Source organism: Streptomyces sp. NPDC101393 (assembly GCF_044767385.1).
Lineage (GTDB): Bacteria > Actinomycetota > Actinomycetes > Streptomycetales > Streptomycetaceae > Streptomyces.
In genome coordinates this window covers 16,332-33,428 of record NZ_JBIWNU010000017.1, presented here as the reverse complement: position 1 = coordinate 33,428, position 17,097 = coordinate 16,332, and the positions used below count along the sequence as shown (strand labels likewise).

Here is a 17,097-nt window from a genome sequence, read left to right as displayed (position 1 = left end):
GCTGTGGCTGCGAGTGGTCGGGTGGAGATATGCATCGCGGTGGCGAAGTGGGCGAGGGGACCGATGACCGGGGCCCCGAACGCGCCCAGCGCGGCCGTCACCGGCGCGAGGGCACCAAGGGCGGGGAAATCAGGGGCGGCCGCATGGGGGTGACGTACAAATACTTCGGCGCGCCGAACGGCGCGACAGCGGCCAGGGTCCCCATCTCGATGCGCCCCGAGGAGCTGGGCGGCGACGAGCTCGGCATGGGCGGCATGTTCACGAAGATCAAGCCCGAGACGATGGCCGCCATGGTGCTCACCGGCATCGAGGGAATACCCCTCCATAAGGTCCCGCCCCTCGAACTGGTCGTCCTGCACCCCGATTACGCCGTCGTGAAGCTCCCCATGACCGTGGTCGACCCGCTGCGCGGCGTCGGTGAGGAATCGGTTGGTGCCGCCGCCTTCATCTGGTCCACCGTCCCCGACCGCGGCGGCCCCCGCGACGCCTTCGGCGTCTACCAGCTCCTGCACGAATGGCAGGACTTCAGCCACCGTCTGCACGAAGCGGGACATCAGGCGTACTGCCTGGTCTGGCCCTGAGCCTTCGGGCGGACGGCAGGCGGGGACGGCTCAGGCGGGGACGGCTCAGGCGGGCCATCGGGGGTCGCGGCCGGACTCCGCCAGCAGCTTGTCGAACGGCGGGGCGCCGACCGGTACGTCGACCGGCCCGCCCAGCACGCTCATCTTGCGGGCGGTCGGCGCCAGTTCGGCGACCAGCGCCCGCAGCTCGGTGACACACCGCTCGGGCGGCGCGTAGTCCTGGCCGCTGGCCCGCGCCGCGTCCCAGGCGTGCAGCGTCAGATCGAGCAGCGCCATACCGCCGACGGTCCGGCCCGGCAGGCCCATGGCGCCCGTGCGGGCGTCCTCCACGCCCGGCGCCGCCCACGCCCCGGCCAGCCGCGCCGCCTCCTCGGCGAACCGGTCGGGCCACTGCCCCCCGTACTCACCGAGCCGGTCGGGGGTGTGGTCCGGGTCCACCTGTTTGGTGCCGTCCGGTTCCTGGAAGGCGACCACCACCTGGAAGAGATGGTTGAGCAGCGCCCGCAGGTCGTAATCGGTGCAGGGAGTCCGCTGCCCGAGCTGCTCGTCCCGCACCCCGCGCAGCACCGGGAGCGCCGCCGAGGTCGCCTCCTCCATCAACGCGCTGATCGAGGCCGCGCCCGGGGCCGCGGCACCCGGCCCGCCTGCCGCATCCGTCATGGCACCCTCCAGGTCCGCATGCCCGTCCTGCCTACGAGGCTACGAGCGCGGCTCCGCGGCGGCACGCCGAGCCGGACCGGGGCCGGGCCGTCCGGCGGTCCGGCTCGCGGTCCGGCCGGGCGCGTCGATGATCAGGGCCGCTCGGCCGTCAGATAGCGCTGGATCGTCGGGGCCAGCCAGGCGACGATCTCGTCCCGGCTCATGCCGACGGCCGGCGGGATGTGCAGCACATAGCGGCACAGCGCCATGCCGAGGATCTGCGAGGAGACCAGCGCGGCGCGGGCCGCCGCTTCGTCGGGCATCGGGCAGACGGCGGCCACGACCGGCCCGATCTGGCCGTGGAACACCGCGCGCATCCGCTCCGCGCCCGCCTCGTTGGTGGCGCCGACGCGCAGCATGCCGGTCAGTGTCTCGTCGCGCTCCCAGCGGTCCAGGAAGTGGCGTACGAGCCGGGCACCCAGGTCGCCGTGCGGCACTCCGCTGAGGTCGGGGGCCTCCACATCGATCACGGAGGCGGCAGCGAAGAGACCCTCCTTGTTGCCGAAATAGCGCATCACCATCGACGGGTCGATGCCGGCTTCCCGCGCGATGGCGCGGATGGTGGCGCGCTCGTAGCCCTCGGCGGCGAACCGGTCCTTGGCGGCGGCGAGGATCGCGGCGCGGGTGGAGTCGGAGCGGCGGGGGCGCGCGATGCCGGAGATCTCCACGGAATCCGTGGCGTCGGCGGCGGGGGGTCCGGCGACGTCGGAGGAAGCATGTTCGGCCATGTCAACAACTGTAGGCCAACATGTGTTGACAAGCCAGTCGCGGCGAATTTATGGTTGCCAACAAGCGTTGACCAACACGCGTTGGCACAGGAGGCGGCCATGGAGGCACCGAACCGCAAGCCCGGCACCACCCACCGCACGACCCCACCCGACACGGCGCCACACGACACCGCCGGCCGACCGGCGAGCGGCCCGGCCGCAGGCGCCGCGCCCGCCGCCCCGTCCGAGGGCATCGGCGCCGAAGCGGACGTCATCGTCGTCGGTGCGGGACCGGCCGGCCTGCTGCTGGCCGGCGACCTCGCCGAGGCCGGCCTGCGCGTCACGGTCCTGGAGCGCCGCTCCGACACGACCAGCAATCTCACCCGTGCCCTGGTCGTGCATGCCCGCACCCTGGAGCAGCTGGACGCCCGCGGCCTCGCCGACGAGCTCGTCGCCGGCGGCCACCCGATCCACCGCGTCAGCCTGTTGGGCGCCGCCGCCCTCGACCCGACCCAGCTCCCGACCCGCTTCCCCTTCGTGCTGGCCACCCCGCAGTTCGAGGTGGAGCGGCTGCTGGACCGGCGCGCCCGTGCGGCCGGCGTGACCTTTCGGCACGACTCCGAGGTGCTCGGCCTGGAGCAGGACGCCGACGGCGTGACGGTCCGCGTCCGCGACGCCGCGGGGATTCGCAGCGCCCGCGCCGCCTATCTCGTCGGGACGGACGGCGTCCGCAGCACCGTCCGCGAAGCCGTCGGCCTGCCCTTCCCGGGCAAGACCGTCGCCCGCCTGGTCCTCGCCGATGTCCGGCTGACCGAGGAGCCCGAGGCCCCCTTCACCCTCAACTCCGCACATGACGCGCTCGCCCTGATCGGCTCCTTCGGCGACGGCTGGTACCGCGTCGGGGGCTGGAACCTCCGCCACCAGCCGTCCGATGACACACCCCCCGAGCTGGACGAGGTCCGCGAGTTCACCCGCCTCGCCCTCGGCAGCGACTACGGCATGCACGACGCCCGCTGGATCTCCCGCTTCCACAGCGACGAACGGCAGAGCCCCGAGTACCGCGTCGGCCGCGTCTTCCTCGCCGGCGACGCCGCCCATGTCCACTCCCCGGCCGGTGGCCTGGGGATGAACACCGGCCTGCAGGACGCCGCCAACCTCAGCTGGAAGCTGACCGCCGTGCTGCGCGGCCGCTCCCCCGACAGCCTTCTGGACAGCTATCACACCGAGCGGCACCCCGTGGGCAAGCAGGTGCTGCGCACCAGCGGCGCCCTGCTCCGGCTCGGTCTGCTGCCGTCCTTCCGGGGCCGCGCCACCCGCGCGGTGGCCGCCCAGGCCGTCAACCACCTGCGGCCGCTGTCCCGCCAGGCCCTCCGCAACATCTCCGGCATCGGCATCAGCTATCCCGCCGGGCGTGGCGCCCACCCCCTCGCCGGGCGGCGCGCCCCCGACGTCCGCCTCGCCGACGGCAGCCGTCTCTACGCACTCCTGCGCCACGGCACGTTCGTCCTGATCACCCCTGCCGACGAGCCGATCGCGTCATCCGTGCCCTCCGGGGCCGGTGAAGCCACCGACGGACGGGTGCTGCGGGCCTCCTGGGCCGGCGGACGCCGCACCGCGCTCCTCGTCCGCCCCGACGGCTATATCGCGTGGGCCTCGGACAGCACCGCTCCGGCCGAGCGCGCCGCCGCCCTCCGCACCGCGCTCACCCACTGGACCGGCTCCGCGACAGCACCCGCACACCCCGCCCCACCACGGGCGCCCGCCGGCCTCACCTCATGAGCACATGCCGCAGATAGGCCTGCGGGTCGGTGAGATAGCGCCGCCAGTGGTCGACGAGACCCAGCTCCGCCCAGTCCGCCCGCCGCAGACCGTGCTCGCCCACCTCGACGATCTCCGCGCCGGGCAGCGCCGTCAGCAGCGGGGAGTGCGTCGCACAGATGACCTGCGCGCCACCCCGCCCCAACTCATCCATCAATCCGACCAGTTCAAGACAGGAGGAAAAGGACAGCGCCGCCTCCGGCTCGTCCATCACATAGAGCCCCGGCTGCGAGAAGCGCTCCCGGAAAGCCATCAGGAAGCCCTCGCCGTGGCTCATGTCGTCCGGAGCCTGTGACAGGCGCTGCGCCTGCCGCTCCCGGCTCAGTGCGTCCAGCGCCGTCTCGGCCCGGAGGAAGAAGCCCCTCCTCCGGGTACGCGGTCCGCGCAGCATCCGGCGTCCGTTCCGCGTCGGATCGAACCGCAGCACCCCGCCGAGCACCGACGCCTCGCGTGAGCTCGCGTACTTGTAGCCCGCCGAGCCGCCGTAGGAATCCACCCCGAACCCCTCCGCCAGCGCCTCGGCCAGCGTCGACTTCCCCGAACCGTTCTCCCCCACCAGAAAGGTGACCGGCGCCCGGAACTCCAGCCCCTCCTCGACCAGCTGCCGCACACACGGCACCGTCCAGGGCCACTCGCCCCGGTCCCCGGCCCCGCCCGCTCCCCCCGGAAGGTCCACATAGGCGCGTTCGATCAGCATCCCCCGAAGCTCTCACACCGCACTGACACCGGCCCGCCCCGACGGACCGGCCCCCTCCCGGTGAAGCGGCCGTCGCCCCGACGGACCGGCCGCCCTTCCGACGGACGGCCCACGCCCCTGCCGACGGACCGGCGCCGCCCACCGGTGGACGGCCGCCCACCGGTGGACCAGCCGCCCTTCCGCCCGACCAGCCGCCTTTCCGCCCGACCGGCCGCCCCTTCGCCGGACCGGCCACCGCCCCTGCCGACACCCCGCCACCCACCGGTGACCAGTCACCCACCGGCGGACCAGCCGCCCCACCGCCGGACCGGACCCCCGTCCGCCGGACCGGCCACCACCTGCCGCGCCGGACCCGCCACCCCCGCCGGAGCAGGCGTAACCCGGGCGGCGCCGCCCGCGCCGTCTCCTACGCTGGCCCGCATGCTGATCGCCCGCTCCGGAGCTCTCTTCGTCCTCGCCGCGCTCTTCGAGATCGGCGGCGCCTGGCTGGTCTGGCAGGGCGTCCGCGAGCACAAGGGCTGGGTGTGGATCGGCGCCGGCGTGCTCGCCCTCGGTATCTACGGCTTCGTGGCCACGCTCCAGCCGGACGCCGAGTTCGGCCGCATCCTCGCCGCGTACGGCGGGGTCTTCGTCGCCGGATCGCTGGCCTGGGGGATGGTCGCCGACGGATACCGCCCCGACCGCTGGGACGTCATCGGCGCGCTGATCTGCCTGGCCGGCATGGCAGTGATCATGTACGCCCCGAGAGGCCGCTGACCCCGCCTGCATATCCTGGCAAACGGCGGCCCGCCACCCCGGCCCGCCGGATCCGCCCAGCCGTACCGTCCCGAGGAGAGCGACATGACCGCCGACGCCGCCCGTACCGCCGTCGTCACCGGAGCGAGCAGCGGCATCGGCGCCGCCACCGCACGGCACCTCTCGGCCGCCGGCTACCGCGTGATACTCACCGCCCGCCGCAAGGACCGCATCGAGGAGCTCGCCGCCGAACTCCCGCACGCCGAGGCCTACGCACTCGACGTCACCGACCGCGCCGCCGTCGATACCTTCGCCGCCTCCCTCGACCGCTGCGACGTACTCGTGAACAACGCCGGCGGTGCCCTCGGCGCCGAGCCCGTCGCCACCGGCGACCCCGCGGACTGGCGCGCGATGTACGAGGTCAACGTGCTCGGCATGCTGCATGCCACGCAGGCTCTGCTGCCCGCGCTCACCGCGTCCGGCGACGGCACCGTCGTCGTGCTCTCCTCCACCGCGGGGCACGGCACCTACGAGGGCGGCGGCGGGTACGTCGCCGCCAAGCACGGCGCGCATGTCCTCGCGGAGACCCTCCGCCTGGAGCTGTGCGGGCAGCCCGTACGAGTCATCGAAGTCGCCCCCGGCATGGTGAAGACCGACGAGTTCGCGACCACCCGCTTCCGCGGCGACGAGGCCAAGGCCGCCAAGGTCTACGAGGGCGTCGCCGACCCCCTCAGCGCCGACGATGTCGCCGACACCATCGCCTGGGCGGTCACCCGGCCCTCGCACGTGAACATCGACCTCCTGGTGGTCCGCCCGCGCGCCCAGGCCTCCAACTCCAAGATCCACCGCACCACTTGATCCCGGCACGGGCCGCCGCGGCGCGCCCCGCCGAACACGGACCTGGGCGCACCGCTCGCGACGAGGACCGCGGGCCGGCCGCGGGCGTGCCGACCGGGCCGGCCGGGCCCGGCGAACCCCGCGGGCCCAGCGAGCTCAGCCAACCCAGCTAACCCCGCGAGCCCCGCCCTCCCTCCGGACGACGGGACTTCGCGGACACGGTCTGAGGATTGTCGCTGCCCCGTCCCCCCTCGTCCGCCAGGTGAGCACCGAGGCACCAGCCGCGGCCCTACGGGTCGCCGGCGACGAACAGGCCCCCGACCGCTGTGGTCCGGGGCCTGCTGGTGACGTTCCGGTTTCGTCCACGAGATGCCGGGCTCGTTTCTGAGATTCCGGGCTCGTCCCTGAGATTCCGGGCTACGTCCAGGAGATCCGGGCCCGCCCCTGACGTGCGACGCTGAGCCTCAGCCCTTCACGCAGACGACCTGCTTGAGCTTGGCGACGACCTGCACCAGGTCCCGCTGCTGATCGATGACCTTCTCGATCGGCTTGTAGGCGCCGGGGATCTCGTCGACCACCCCGGAGTCCTTGCGGCACTCCACCCCCTGCGTCTGCTCCTCCAGGTCCCGCGTGGAGAAGCGCTTCTTCGCGGCGTTACGGCTCATCTTCCGGCCGGCGCCGTGCGAGGCGGAGTTGAAGGAAGCGGCGTTGCCGAGGCCCTTGACGATGTACGAGCCGGTCCCCATCGAGCCCGGGATGATGCCGAACTCGCCGCTCCCCGCCCGGATCGCGCCCTTACGCGTCACCAGCAGGTCCATCCCGTCGTACCGCTCCTCCGCCACGTAGTTGTGGTGGCAGGAGATCACCGGATCGAACGTCGGCCGGGCCTTCTTGAACTCCTTGCGGACGACGTCCTGGAAGAGCGCCATCATGACGGCCCGGTTGTGCTTGGCGTACTCCTGCGCCCAGAACAGGTCGTTGCGGTAGGCCGCCATCTGCGGGGTGTCCGCGATGAAGACGGCGAGGTCGCGGTCGACGAGGCCCTGGTTGTGCGGCAGTTTCTGGGCCTGCCCCATATGGAACTCGGCCAGCTCCTTGCCGATGTTGCGGGAGCCGGAGTGCAGCATCAGCCAGACCGAGCCGTCCTCGTCCAGGCAGAACTCGATGAAGTGGTTTCCGCCGCCCAGCGAACCCATCTGCTTGGTGGCCCGCTCCTGACGGAACTTGACCGCGTCCGCGACGCCGTCGAAGCGCGACCAGAAGTCGTCCCAGCCGGCCGTCGGGTAGCCGTGGATCCGGTTCGGCTCGACCGGGTCGTCATGCATTCCGCGGCCGACGGGGATCGCCTGCTCGATCTTGGACCGGAGGCGGGAGAGGTCGCCGGGGAGGTCGTTCGCAGTGAGCGAGGTCTTCACCGCGCTCATCCCGCAGCCGATGTCGACACCGACGGCCGCCGGGCAGACCGCTCCGTGCATCGCGATCACCGAGCCGACAGTGGCCCCCTTGCCGTAGTGGACGTCCGGCATCACGGCCAGGCCCTTGATCCACGGCAGCGTCGAGACATTGCGCAGCTGCTGCATCGCGACGCCCTCGACGGTGGCCGGATCGGTCCACATCCGGATCGGTACCTGGGCACCGGGCACTTCGGTGTACGACATAACTTCCTCATTCCCCCGAAAAGACATAAAACGCAAAAGCCGGACAAGCTGGTGACTTTCGGACAGCGAACCGGCGTTCGCGGCAAGACGTGCGGTAGACATTGTGTCCATCGGCCGCCACCCGGCGGCAACCACATTTCGCAGGGAAGGAGCCGCGGACGATGCAACGCAAGCCGTTCGTACCCGGCGCCGCACTGGTGGCCACAGCGGCGCTCGCCGCCGGCCTCGCGGGCTGCACCGGCGGCTCCAGCACCGGCGGAGCCGGCGACGCCAAGGGCGGGGACGCCGCCTCGGCGAGCACGGCCGCCCAGCCCGGCCGCTACCAGACGCTCCCGGAAGCCTGCGGACTCCCCACCCGCGGCACGGTGCGCGGCATGCTGCCCGGCGACGGCGAGAAGCCCTCGGCCACCGAGGCCGAGAAGACCTACGCCGGCCAGGCCGACATCACGTACGACACCGACCGCCGCGTCGGCTGCCGCTGGAAGCGCGAGACCGGCTCGGGCACCCGCCACCTCACGCTCGACATCCAGCGCGTGGTCTCCTACGACGCGGCCGTCAGCGATGACGACAAGGCGCAGGAGATCTACGGCAACAAGGAGCTGGCCGCCGACATCCCGTCCGACGGCTCCGCCGCCCCCTCCTCGCCGCCCCCGTCGACCCCCAAGGGCACGTCGTCGGACGGCAAGACCTCGGCCGGCAAGCCGGCCGGCGCCGAGGCCCCGGACGCCAAGGCCTCGGGCACCACGGCGGGCGCCGGCGGCAAGGCGCCCGGCAAGGACGCCCCGACGGCCGGTGGCGCCGGGTCGGGCAGCCCCTCGGCCCCGCCGAGCGCGGAGGTGGACCCGCAGAGCCCCACCGCTCCGCGGCTGCTGGACGGCCTGGGCGACGCGGCGTTCCTGAACGACAAGCTGGCCACCGCGGACTCGGGCGTGCACCGCGACGTCACTGTGGTTTTCCGCACGTCGAACGTCATCGTGACGATCACCTACGACCAGTGGTCCGCGGACAAGACGATGGTGCCGGAAAGCCAGGAACTGCAGGACAAGGCCCGTTCGCTGGCCGACGAGCTGTCCGAGAGCCTCAGCGAATAAGTCCGAGTTTGAACGTAATGCCCGGTTGCGGCTACATGCCCCAATCGGGGGTAAATGCCCGGCGGCCAAAGGGCGCGAATCGGCCACCACCTCCGCCGCGCCGCGTACCGTGCCTCTAGCCCTGCCACCCCACACGAGGCGGAGCGCCGTCCCGTACGACGGCCCACATCGACTTCACGACGACGAACAGCGAAGGAACCATGGACCGTTCAGCCAAGCGACTCGCCAGCCTTCTCGCCTGCGCAGCAGTACCGGTGATGCTCGTCGCCGGCTGCTCGGGCTCGGACTCCAAGAGCGCCGACGACGCCCCCTCCGGCGGCTCGGCCGGCGCCAAGGCCAGCCCCTCGCCGACCGTCGCGGCCGCGAAGTTCAAGAAGCTGCCGAACCCGTGTGAGGCGTTCTCCAAGAAGACCGTCAAGGAGCTCCTCCCCAAGGCGAAGGACGCGTCGGGCGAGCAGGGCAGCTCCACCGACAATGCCGCACACGGCACCTGCTCCTGGAACAGCTCGGACGACAACGGCGTCGACGGCACCCAGTTCCGCTGGCTCGACGTGAGCTTCCAGCGCTACGACTCCGACCAGGCCCTCAAGGCCACCGGTGAGAAGCGCGCCACGGACTTCTACGAGAAGCAGATCTCCGACGCGAAGGACACCAAGAACGCCAAGAAGGTCGAAGCGGCTGCGACCAGCGGCATCGGCGACGCGGCGACCGCCGTGACGTACGACCTGAAGAAGGACGGCAACAACTTCAAGAACACGACGGTGGTGGCCCGCACGGCCAATATCGTCGTGACGCTCAACTACAACGGCGCGGGCCTGGCCGGTGGCGACACCCCCAAGTCGGACGACCTGCTGAAGGACGCCAAGACCGCCGTCAAGGAGGCCGTCGCCGGCGCCACCAAGGCGAACGGCTGAGCTGATCGGAACCGGCCGGCCGAACCGGCCGGCCGACCGGCGCCGACCGGCGCCGGTGGGCGAATCGCCCCGAGATCGGTCCTGGTGCCCGCCCGCGCTCGGGGCGGACGGGCACCGAGGCGGTCGCTTATCCCGGCCCTCTCCGGGCCCGGCTTGACGCGTGTGCCACGCTGAGCGCGCCATTTCGCCGAGACCGGGGAGGGTCCGCGGGTGTCCGCGACGCAGACGGCGCAGTTGACTCGAACGCACCGCATCCTGATCGGTGTGGTCATCGCCGGGGCGGCATTGATCGCGGCCATCGGCTTTTCCGGCTCGTACGCGTCAGTGCGCGAGCTGGCCGAGAAGAAGGGCTTCGGCAGCTTCTCGGCCGTGTTCCCGATCGGCATCGACGCGGGCATCGTGGTGCTGCTCGCGCTGGATCTGCTGCTGACCTGGATCCGTATCCCGTTCGCGCTGCTGCGGCAGACCGCGTGGCTGCTGACGGCCGCCACCATCGCCTTCAACGGGGCGACGGCCTGGCCCGACCCGCTCGGCGTCGGTATGCACGCGGTGATCCCGCTGCTGTTCGTCGTGGCCGTCGAGGCCGCCCGGCATGCCATCGGCCGGATCGCGGACATCACCGCCGACAAGCACATGGAGGGCGTCCGGCTCACCCGCTGGCTGCTCGCTTTCCCCTCCACCTTCCGGCTGTGGCGCCGGATGAAGCTGTGGGAGCTGCGCTCGTACGACCAGGTCATCCAGCTGGAGCAGGACCGGCTGGTCTACCAGGCGCGGCTGCGGGCGCGTTACGGGCGCGCCTGGCGCCGCCGGGCGCCCGTCGAGTCGCTGATGCCGTTGCGGCTGGCGCGCTACGGCGTGCCGCTGGCGAGGACCGCACCGGCCGGCCTCGCCGCCGCCGGGATCGCGCCGACCGCGCTCGCCCCGGCGGGCCCCGAACCACGGCAGGCCCTGGAGCCGCAGGCCACGACCGGACCACCGGCCCCGGAGAGGGCCGAGCGGGCGGCCCCGGACCCGTCCCCGACGGCCCCCTCAGCCCCGGCAGGCCCGGCAGGCCCGACCGGCCCGACCGGCCCCTGGCAGGAAACGGCGCCGGCAAGCGCGCCGGAGGCCCCGCCGGAACCCGAGCGGATGCCCGGACAGGCCCCCGAAGCAGCCCTGCTGACCGTCCCCGTCGGTCCGGGCCGCAGCCGCCCGCTGGGCAGCGCGGGCGACCCGCCGCCGCTCCCCGAACAGCGCGCCCACCCGCCGGAGCCCGCCCCCGCGCCGGCCCCGCAACCAGCCCCCCACCCCACTCCGGAACCCGCCCCCGAGCCCGAACTCCCCCCGGAGCCCGAGCAGTTGCCCGCGTCCTCCGCGCTCCCCTCCGACATCCCGCGCGACGAGGCGTACTTCGCGGCGTTCCGGACCTACGTGGCGGAGAAGAACGACTTCCCCGACTCCCGGCAGTTCGGCCGCTACCTGCTGAACTCCTACGGGGTCACCGGCCGGGACGGCGGCCCGCTGAGCGAGAGCTCTCTGCGCGGACTCGTCCGCGACTTCCGGGTGCGCTTCCGCATGGAGCTGGAGACCGAGCACATCTCCTGACCCGGCACCTCGCAGGGCCAGGCCCCTCGCAGGGGCCGGCACATCCCATGGGCCGGGCGGCACGCCCCCGCGCCCCCGCACGCCCCCGGCCTCGGTGCGGCCCGCGGCCCTACCCCGCCGCCCCGGGCCCCACCCGCTTCCGCTTCTTGTCCACGTCCCCCCACACGGCCAGCGCCGCGCCGGCCGCGAAGACGCCGAGGTAGGCGGGCGACGGCAGATCGAACCAGTGGTGCAGCAATCCCCAGCCGCTGTCGAAGAACACCTGGCCGATGAAGCCCAGAGCCCCCTGAAGCATGGCGATGAAGCCGATGATTCCTCTCATGGCTTCAGCGTGACGGGTTCGGCCCCGGGGATCCTCCTCCCCGGGGCCGAACCCGTACTCCTTCGAAAGTCGCAGCCGCGCCGACCGGCCCTACGACCCGCCGGCGCTTGCTTCTCCCCGCTGCCGCCCTCAGCCGCCGAGAAGCTTGCGCACCCGGTCCGCGCCGACCGCCAGCAGCAGGGTGGGCAGCCGCGGGCCGGTGTCCCGGCCGACCAGGAGGTTGTAGAGCAGGGCGAAGAAGGCACGCTGGGCGACCTTCAGCTCGGGCGTCGGCTTGGCGTCCGGCGCCAGCCCGGCCTGGATCTTCGGGACGCCGTAGACGAGCGTGGTCAGGCCGTCCAGCGACCAGTGCTCGTCGAGGCCGTCGAGCAGCAGCGCCAGCGAGGTGCGGGCCTGGTCGTCGAGCGTGCCGAGGAGCTCCTTGTCCGCCTCGTCGCGGACGATGGTGCGCTGCTCCGCCGGGACCTGGGTGGTGATCCAGTACTCGGCCTTGTCGAGCCGCGGCCGGGTCTCATCGAGCGAGGTGACCGGGTTCTCCGGGTCCAGCTCGGTCAGGATGCGCAGCGTCTGCTCGTCGTGTCCCGCGGTGATGTCCATGACCGAGGCCAGGGTGCGGTACGGGAGCGGGCGCGGCGTCGTGGGCAGCTCGCCGGCGGCGGTGCCGGTGGCGCGGCGGTAGGCCGCGACGTCGGCGGGCTGGGCGCTGCCGTCGGCGATCTTCCGCTCCAGCGCGTCCCACTCGTCGTAGAGCCGCTGGATCTCCTGGTCAAAGGCGATCTTGAAGGACTGGTTGGGGCGGCGGCGGGCGTAGAGCCAGCGCAGCAGCGGGGCCTCCATGATCTTCAGGGCGTCGCCGGGGGTGGGCACGCCGCCCTTGGAGGAGGACATCTTGGCCATGCCGCTGATGCCGACGAAGGCGTACATGGGGCCGATGGGCTGGGCTCCGTCGAAGACCTCGCGGACGATCTGGCCGCCGACGACGAAGGACGAGCCCGGCGAGGAGTGGTCGACACCGGACGGCTCGAAGACCACGCCTTCGTAGGCCCAGCGCATCGGCCAGTCGACCTTCCAGACCAGCTTGCCGTGGTCGAACTCGCGCAGCACGACGGTCTCGGAGTGGCCGCACGCGGTGCAGTGGTAGGCCAGCTCGGTGCTCTCGTCGTCGTACGAGGTGACCGTGGTCAGGTCCTTCTCGCAGACCGTGCAGTACGGCTTGTACGGGAAGTAGCCGGCGTCGCCCGCGCTGCCGTCGTCCTCACTGGCCGCGCCGGAGCCCTCGGCGGCCTCCAGCTCGGCTGCGTCCAGGGCGGCATCCGGCTTCTGCTGCTTCTGGCCCTGCTTCTTCGGGGCGCCGGTCGCCTTGTCCTTGGTGCGGTAGCGGTCCAGGACGGCGTCGATGTCGGCGCGGTGCTTCATCGCGTGCAGCACCTGCTCGCGGTAGACGCCGGAGGTGTACTGCTCGGTCTGGCTGATGCCGCGGTACTCGACGCCCAGCTCCTGGAGCGCGGCCTCCATCGCGGCCTTGTAGTGCGCGGCCCAGCTGTCGTACGCGCTGCCGGGAGGGGCGGGCACCGACGTCAGCGGCTTGCCGATGTGCTCGGCCCAGGACGGGTCGATACCGGCCGGGACCTTGCGGAACCGGTCGTAGTCGTCCCAGCTGATGAGGTGGTCGCAGGCGTATCCCCGGCGGCGGATCTCGTCGGCGACGAGGTGCGGCGTCATGACCTCGCGGAGATTGCCGAGGTGGATGGGGCCGGACGGGCTCAGGCCGGAGGCGCAGACGATCACCGGCGCGGCAGCGCCTGATGTCACTTTGCCGGGGGCACGGCGCTCCGCCTCGGCAATGACCTCGTCCGCGAACCTGGAGACCCAGTCGGTCTCGGTGCTCTGCTGAGCCACGATCGGCCCTTCCTCTACCTGTTCCTGATGAATCTTGCGATGCCTGATGGAGCTTGCCGGCCCGGGGGACCTGGCTGCTTCCCCGAGCGGCCCGTCCTGCGCCGCGCGGCGCACACGAGCCTGACGGTGCCATTGTCCCAGACGGAAATTCAGTGGTATCGCCGTGGGATACTCGTTGGCAAACCCTTTCCCCGGCACTCCCGTCTAGAAGAGAGCGCACTCTCCATGGCCTCGGTCCACTCCCTCGCAGCTACGGTCAACCAGCGCGTCGCGGACGCCCTCTCGGCAGCCCTGCCGGAGGCCGGCGCCGCGGACCCGCTGCTGCGACGAAGCGACCGGGCCGATTTCCAGGCCAACGGGATGCTCGCCCTCGCGAAGAAGCTGAAGGGCAATCCGCGCGAGCTGGCGAGCCAGGTCGTCGCGGGCATCCCGACGGGCGAGGGCGCGCTGATCAAGGAGATCGAGGTCTCCGGCCCCGGCTTCCTCAACATCACCGTCGCGGACGAGGCGATCATCACGACCCTCGCCGAGCGGGCCGCCGACGACCGCCTGGGCGTCCCGTACGCACCGGAAGCCGGCACCACGGTCATCGACTACGCCCAGCCGAACGTCGCCAAGGAGATGCACGTCGGCCATCTGCGGTCGGCCGTGATCGGCGCGGCGATGACGGAGATCCTGGAGTTCACCGGCGAGAAGGTCGTCCGCCGGCACCACATCGGCGACTGGGGCACCCAGTTCGGCATGCTCATCCAGTTCCTGATCGAGCACCCGCACGAGCTGGACCACAAGGGCGGCGAGGTCTCCGGTGAGGAGGCCATGTCCAACCTCAACCGCCTCTACAAGGCATCGCGCGCGATCTTCGACTCCGACGAGGAGTTCAAGGACCGGGCCCGCCGCCGGGTCGTCGACCTCCAGGCCGGCGACGAGCAGACCCTCGCCCTGTGGCGCCGCTTCGTCGACGAGTCGAAGATCTACTTCTACTCCGTCTTCAACAAGCTCGACATGGACATCCGCGACCCCGACATCGTCGGCGAGTCCGGCTACAACTCCATGCTGGAGGAGACCTGCCGCATCCTGGAGGAGACCGGCGTCGCGGTCCGCTCCGACGGTGCGCTCTGCGTCTTCTTCGACGACGTCAAGGGCCCGGACGGCAACCCCGTCCCGCTGATCGTCAAGAAGTCCAACGGCGGCTACGGCTACGCCGCGACGGACCTCTCCGCGATCCGTGACCGCGTCCAGAACCTCGGCGCCGACACCCTCCTCTACGTCGTCGACGCCCGCCAGTCGCTGCACTTCAAGATGGTCTTCGAGACCGCCCGCCGGGCCGGCTGGCTCAATGACAAGACCGAGGCCGTCCAGCTCGCCTTCGGCACCGTCCTCGGCAAGGACGGCAAGCCGTTCAAGACCCGTGAGGGCGAGACGGTGCGGCTGATGGACCTCCTGGACGAGGCGACGGAGCGGGCCGCGGCGGTCGTCCGCGAGAAGGCGCAGGACCTCACCGAGGCCGAGATCACCGAGCGTGCCGCGCAGGTGGGCATCGGCGCGGTGAAGTACGCCGACCTCTCCACGTCCGCCGCCCGCGACTACAAGTTCGACCTGGACCAGATGGTCTCGCTCAACGGCGACACCAGCGTCTACATCCAGTACGCCCACGCCCGGTCCTGCTCGATCAAGCGCAAGTCCGGCGGCCTGGCGTCCCTGGCCCACCCGGAGCTGGCGCTGGCCCCGGCCGAGCGGGCGCTCGGTCTGCACCTCGACCAGCTCGCGGAGGTCCTCGCCGAGGTCGCCGCCGAGTACGCCCCGCACAAGCTGACCGCGTACCTCTACCAACTGTCGTCGCTGTTCACGACGTTCTACGACCAGTGCCCGGTGCTCAAGGCCGAGGTCCCCCAGGACGTCGCCGAGAACCGTCTCTTCCTCTCGGACCTGACGGCCCGCACCCTCCACCAGGGCATGGCGCTGCTGGGCATCCGTACGCCCGAGCGGCTCTGACGGCGGCGGACGCGGTCCGCGTGACGACATGAGGGTGGCCCCGGCGAACGCATCGCCGGGGCCACCCTCATGTCGCGGCACCGCTCCTGCCGGCCGGAGCCGGGCAGGGACGCTGTGCGTCAATGCCCGCGCATCGCGTGCTCGGTCTTCTGCGCGGCGTCCAGCGAGCGGCCGGCGGTTTTCTCCGCATGCCCCTCTGCCTGCATCCGACGGTTGCCCGTCGCACGGCCCGCGGCCACCTTGAGGCTGCCTCGTGCCTGTGCGCCCTTGGCCTGCATCGTGCGCTTGGCGGTCATGGTTGCCCTCTCCTCATGCGGTCGGGGTTTTCCTTGACGACAGGTCGCGTGCCCGGCACCCGCCGGGCAAAACACCGTACGCAAGAACTCCCGCCCCCGGAGTCCGGGAACGGGAGCGCATGCGCGGGCGGGGCGGGGCGGGGCAAAAGCCTCAGAGGGCGCGCGCGACCTCGGTCGCCCAGTACGTGAGGATCATGTTCGCGCCGGCCCGCTTGATGCCCGTCAGGGACTCCCAGATCGCCTTGTCCCGGTCGATCCAGCCCTTCTCGGCCGCCGCCTCGATCATCGCGTACTCACCGGAGATCTGGTACGCGGCGACGGGTACGTCCACCGCGTCCGCGATCTTCGCCAGCACATCGAGGTAGGGCATGGCCGGCTTGACCATGACCATGTCGGCACCCTCGTCGAGGTCGAGCGCCAGCTCGCGCAGCGACTCGCGGAGGTTGGCCGGGTCCTGCTGGTACGTCTTGCGGTCGCCCTGGAGCGACGAGCCGACGGCCTCCCGGAAGGGGCCGTAGAACGCCGACGAGTACTTCGCGGTGTAGGCGAGGATCGAGACGTCCTCGTGGCCGGTCTGGTCGAGCGCGTCACGGGTGACACCGACCTGCCCGTCCATCATGCCGCTGGGCCCCACGACATGGACGCCCGCGTCGGCCTGCACCTGCGCCATCTCGGCGTAGCGCTCCAGCGTCGCGTCGTTGTCGACCCGGCCCTCGGCGTCCAGGACGCCGCAGTGGCCGTGGTCGGTGAACTCGTCCAGGCACAGGTCCGACATGATGATGAGGTCGTCGCCGACCTCGTCCTTCACGTCCCGGATGGCGACCTGGAGGATCCCGTCCGGGTCCGTACCGGCCGAGCCCAGGGCGTCCTTCTTCGCGTCCTCGGGGACGCCGAAGAGCATGATCCCGGAGACGCCGGCCTCCACCGCCTCGACGGCCGCCTTCCGCAGGGAGTCACGGGTGTGCTGCACGACCCCCGGCATCGCGGAGATCGGCACCGGCGCCGTGATGCCCTCCCGGACGAACGCCGGGAGGATCAAGTCGGCCGGGTGCAGCCGGTGTTCGGCCACCATCCGCCGCATGGCCGGGGTGGTGCGAAGCCGCCGCGGCCGCGCGCCGGGGAAGTTTCCGTACTTGGTCATACCATCCACGCTACGCCCGCCCCGGACCTGCCTTTGCCGACGCAGCGTCGGCCCCGGCCGGAACCCGGCGCCCGGGGCAGGGGCGCGAAAACAGCCGTGCCCCGCACCCGGCGAAGCGGGTGCGGG

16 protein-coding genes are annotated in these 17,097 nt (G+C 71.9%); 8 read left to right on the top strand and 8 right to left on the bottom strand.

The features are described 5' to 3' along the window. Nucleotides 1–29 precede the first annotated feature (29 nt). Nucleotides 30–581: a hypothetical protein gene (locus ACIRQ7_RS35430; protein ID WP_401474153.1), complete on the top strand. Its 552-nt coding sequence runs from the start codon at nt 30–32 to the stop codon at nt 579–581. A gap of 45 nt (nt 582–626) precedes the next feature. On the opposite strand, the gene ACIRQ7_RS35425 is transcribed toward ACIRQ7_RS35430, so the two are convergent. Further along, the gene (locus ACIRQ7_RS35425) at nt 627–1,241 is read right to left on the bottom strand and encodes a TIGR03086 family metal-binding protein (RefSeq protein WP_404266625.1); all 615 of its coding nucleotides are present in this window, start codon (nt 1,239–1,241) and stop codon (nt 627–629) included. A gap of 131 nt (nt 1,242–1,372) precedes the next feature. Further along, nucleotides 1,373–2,008, bottom strand: coding sequence for a TetR family transcriptional regulator (locus ACIRQ7_RS35420; protein ID WP_404266624.1), 636 nt, complete (start codon nt 2,006–2,008; stop codon nt 1,373–1,375). Nucleotides 2,009–2,107: 99 nt separating this feature from the next. Between ACIRQ7_RS35420 and ACIRQ7_RS35415 the strand changes: the two genes are divergently transcribed. Further along, a complete protein-coding gene (locus tag ACIRQ7_RS35415) occupies nt 2,108–3,766 on the top strand; it encodes an FAD-dependent monooxygenase (RefSeq protein ID WP_404266623.1) in 1,659 nt (552 codons plus the stop codon). Here ACIRQ7_RS35415 and ACIRQ7_RS35410 read toward each other — a convergent pair. Beyond that, nucleotides 3,756–4,502: an AAA family ATPase gene (locus tag ACIRQ7_RS35410; RefSeq protein ID WP_404266622.1), complete on the bottom strand. Its 747-nt coding sequence runs from the start codon at nt 4,500–4,502 to the stop codon at nt 3,756–3,758. The two genes, ACIRQ7_RS35415 and ACIRQ7_RS35410, sit on opposite strands and share 11 nt — an antisense overlap. Before the next feature lie 420 nt (nt 4,503–4,922). Here ACIRQ7_RS35410 and ACIRQ7_RS35405 point away from each other — a divergent pair, with 420 nt between their 5' ends. Next, a complete protein-coding gene (locus ACIRQ7_RS35405; protein ID WP_401474138.1) occupies nt 4,923–5,258 on the top strand; it encodes a YnfA family protein in 336 nt (111 codons plus the stop codon). 84 nt (nt 5,259–5,342) lie between these two features. Then, the gene (locus tag ACIRQ7_RS35400) at nt 5,343–6,095 is read left to right on the top strand and encodes an SDR family NAD(P)-dependent oxidoreductase (RefSeq protein WP_404266621.1); all 753 of its coding nucleotides are present in this window, start codon (nt 5,343–5,345) and stop codon (nt 6,093–6,095) included. Nucleotides 6,096–6,538: 443 nt separating this feature from the next. Here ACIRQ7_RS35400 and ACIRQ7_RS35395 read toward each other — a convergent pair whose 3' ends face one another. Beyond that, nucleotides 6,539–7,732 (bottom strand): RtcB family protein, encoded by a 1,194-nt coding sequence (locus tag ACIRQ7_RS35395; protein ID WP_404266620.1) that lies wholly within the window; start codon nt 7,730–7,732, stop codon nt 6,539–6,541. A gap of 161 nt (nt 7,733–7,893) precedes the next feature. On the opposite strand from ACIRQ7_RS35395, the gene ACIRQ7_RS35390 reads away from it, so the two are divergent. The 3 genes from ACIRQ7_RS35390 to ACIRQ7_RS35380 all read left to right on the top strand — a co-directional run bounded on the left by ACIRQ7_RS35390 (nt 7,894) and on the right by ACIRQ7_RS35380 (nt 11,321). Continuing rightward, nucleotides 7,894–8,823 carry a hypothetical protein gene (locus tag ACIRQ7_RS35390; protein WP_404266619.1) on the top strand — a complete coding sequence of 310 codons (930 nt, stop codon included), beginning with the start codon at nt 7,894–7,896 and terminating at the stop codon, nt 8,821–8,823. 200 nt (nt 8,824–9,023) lie between these two features. Continuing rightward, nucleotides 9,024–9,737, top strand: coding sequence for a DUF3558 family protein (locus ACIRQ7_RS35385; protein WP_401474126.1), 714 nt, complete (start codon nt 9,024–9,026; stop codon nt 9,735–9,737). A gap of 210 nt (nt 9,738–9,947) precedes the next feature. Beyond that, entirely contained in the window at nt 9,948–11,321 is a 1,374-nt protein-coding gene (locus ACIRQ7_RS35380; protein WP_404266618.1) for a DUF2637 domain-containing protein, read from the top strand. Nucleotides 11,322–11,430: 109 nt separating this feature from the next. On the opposite strand, the gene ACIRQ7_RS35375 is transcribed toward ACIRQ7_RS35380, so the two are convergent. Both ACIRQ7_RS35375 and lysS read right to left on the bottom strand, forming a co-directional pair. Beyond that, the gene (locus tag ACIRQ7_RS35375) at nt 11,431–11,643 is read right to left on the bottom strand and encodes a hypothetical protein (RefSeq protein WP_404266617.1); all 213 of its coding nucleotides are present in this window, start codon (nt 11,641–11,643) and stop codon (nt 11,431–11,433) included. Nucleotides 11,644–11,772: 129 nt separating this feature from the next. Then, nucleotides 11,773–13,542: a lysine--tRNA ligase gene (gene lysS, locus ACIRQ7_RS35370; protein ID WP_401474118.1), complete on the bottom strand. Its 1,770-nt coding sequence runs from the start codon at nt 13,540–13,542 to the stop codon at nt 11,773–11,775. A gap of 225 nt (nt 13,543–13,767) precedes the next feature. Between lysS and argS the strand changes: the two genes are divergently transcribed. After that, on the top strand, nt 13,768–15,534 hold the full coding sequence (gene argS, locus ACIRQ7_RS35365; RefSeq protein WP_401474115.1) for an arginine--tRNA ligase: 1,767 nt from the start codon (nt 13,768–13,770) through the stop codon (nt 15,532–15,534). A 119-nt stretch (nt 15,535–15,653) separates the two neighbouring features. Here argS and ACIRQ7_RS35360 read toward each other — a convergent pair whose 3' ends face one another. Together ACIRQ7_RS35360 and hemB are read right to left on the bottom strand one after the other, a co-directional pair. After that, complete coding sequence (locus tag ACIRQ7_RS35360; RefSeq protein ID WP_404266616.1) at nt 15,654–15,830, bottom strand: CsbD family protein; 177 nt, start codon at nt 15,828–15,830, stop codon at nt 15,654–15,656. Between the two features lie 151 nt (nt 15,831–15,981). Continuing rightward, nucleotides 15,982–16,971, bottom strand: a complete 990-nt coding sequence (gene hemB, locus ACIRQ7_RS35355) for a porphobilinogen synthase (RefSeq protein WP_404266615.1) — start codon at nt 16,969–16,971, stop codon at nt 15,982–15,984. Nucleotides 16,972–17,097 lie beyond the last annotated feature (126 nt).

Coding starts and splice junctions, on each gene's coding strand:
- ACIRQ7_RS35430 (WP_401474153.1), top strand. CDS start 30: ATGCATCGCGGTGGCGAAGTGGGCGAGGGGACCGATGACCGGGGCCCC.
- ACIRQ7_RS35425 (WP_404266625.1), bottom strand. CDS start 1,241: ATGACGGATGCGGCAGGCGGGCCGGGTGCCGCGGCCCCGGGCGCGGCC.
- ACIRQ7_RS35420 (WP_404266624.1), bottom strand. CDS start 2,008: ATGGCCGAACATGCTTCCTCCGACGTCGCCGGACCCCCCGCCGCCGAC.
- ACIRQ7_RS35415 (WP_404266623.1), top strand. CDS start 2,108: ATGGAGGCACCGAACCGCAAGCCCGGCACCACCCACCGCACGACCCCA.
- ACIRQ7_RS35410 (WP_404266622.1), bottom strand. CDS start 4,502: ATGCTGATCGAACGCGCCTATGTGGACCTTCCGGGGGGAGCGGGCGGG.
- ACIRQ7_RS35405 (WP_401474138.1), top strand. CDS start 4,923: ATGCTGATCGCCCGCTCCGGAGCTCTCTTCGTCCTCGCCGCGCTCTTC.
- ACIRQ7_RS35400 (WP_404266621.1), top strand. CDS start 5,343: ATGACCGCCGACGCCGCCCGTACCGCCGTCGTCACCGGAGCGAGCAGC.
- ACIRQ7_RS35395 (WP_404266620.1), bottom strand. CDS start 7,732: ATGTCGTACACCGAAGTGCCCGGTGCCCAGGTACCGATCCGGATGTGG.
- ACIRQ7_RS35390 (WP_404266619.1), top strand. CDS start 7,894: ATGCAACGCAAGCCGTTCGTACCCGGCGCCGCACTGGTGGCCACAGCG.
- ACIRQ7_RS35385 (WP_401474126.1), top strand. CDS start 9,024: ATGGACCGTTCAGCCAAGCGACTCGCCAGCCTTCTCGCCTGCGCAGCA.
- ACIRQ7_RS35375 (WP_404266617.1), bottom strand. CDS start 11,643: ATGAGAGGAATCATCGGCTTCATCGCCATGCTTCAGGGGGCTCTGGGC.
- argS (WP_401474115.1), top strand. CDS start 13,768: ATGGCCTCGGTCCACTCCCTCGCAGCTACGGTCAACCAGCGCGTCGCG.
- ACIRQ7_RS35360 (WP_404266616.1), bottom strand. CDS start 15,830: ATGACCGCCAAGCGCACGATGCAGGCCAAGGGCGCACAGGCACGAGGC.
- hemB (WP_404266615.1), bottom strand. CDS start 16,971: ATGACCAAGTACGGAAACTTCCCCGGCGCGCGGCCGCGGCGGCTTCGC.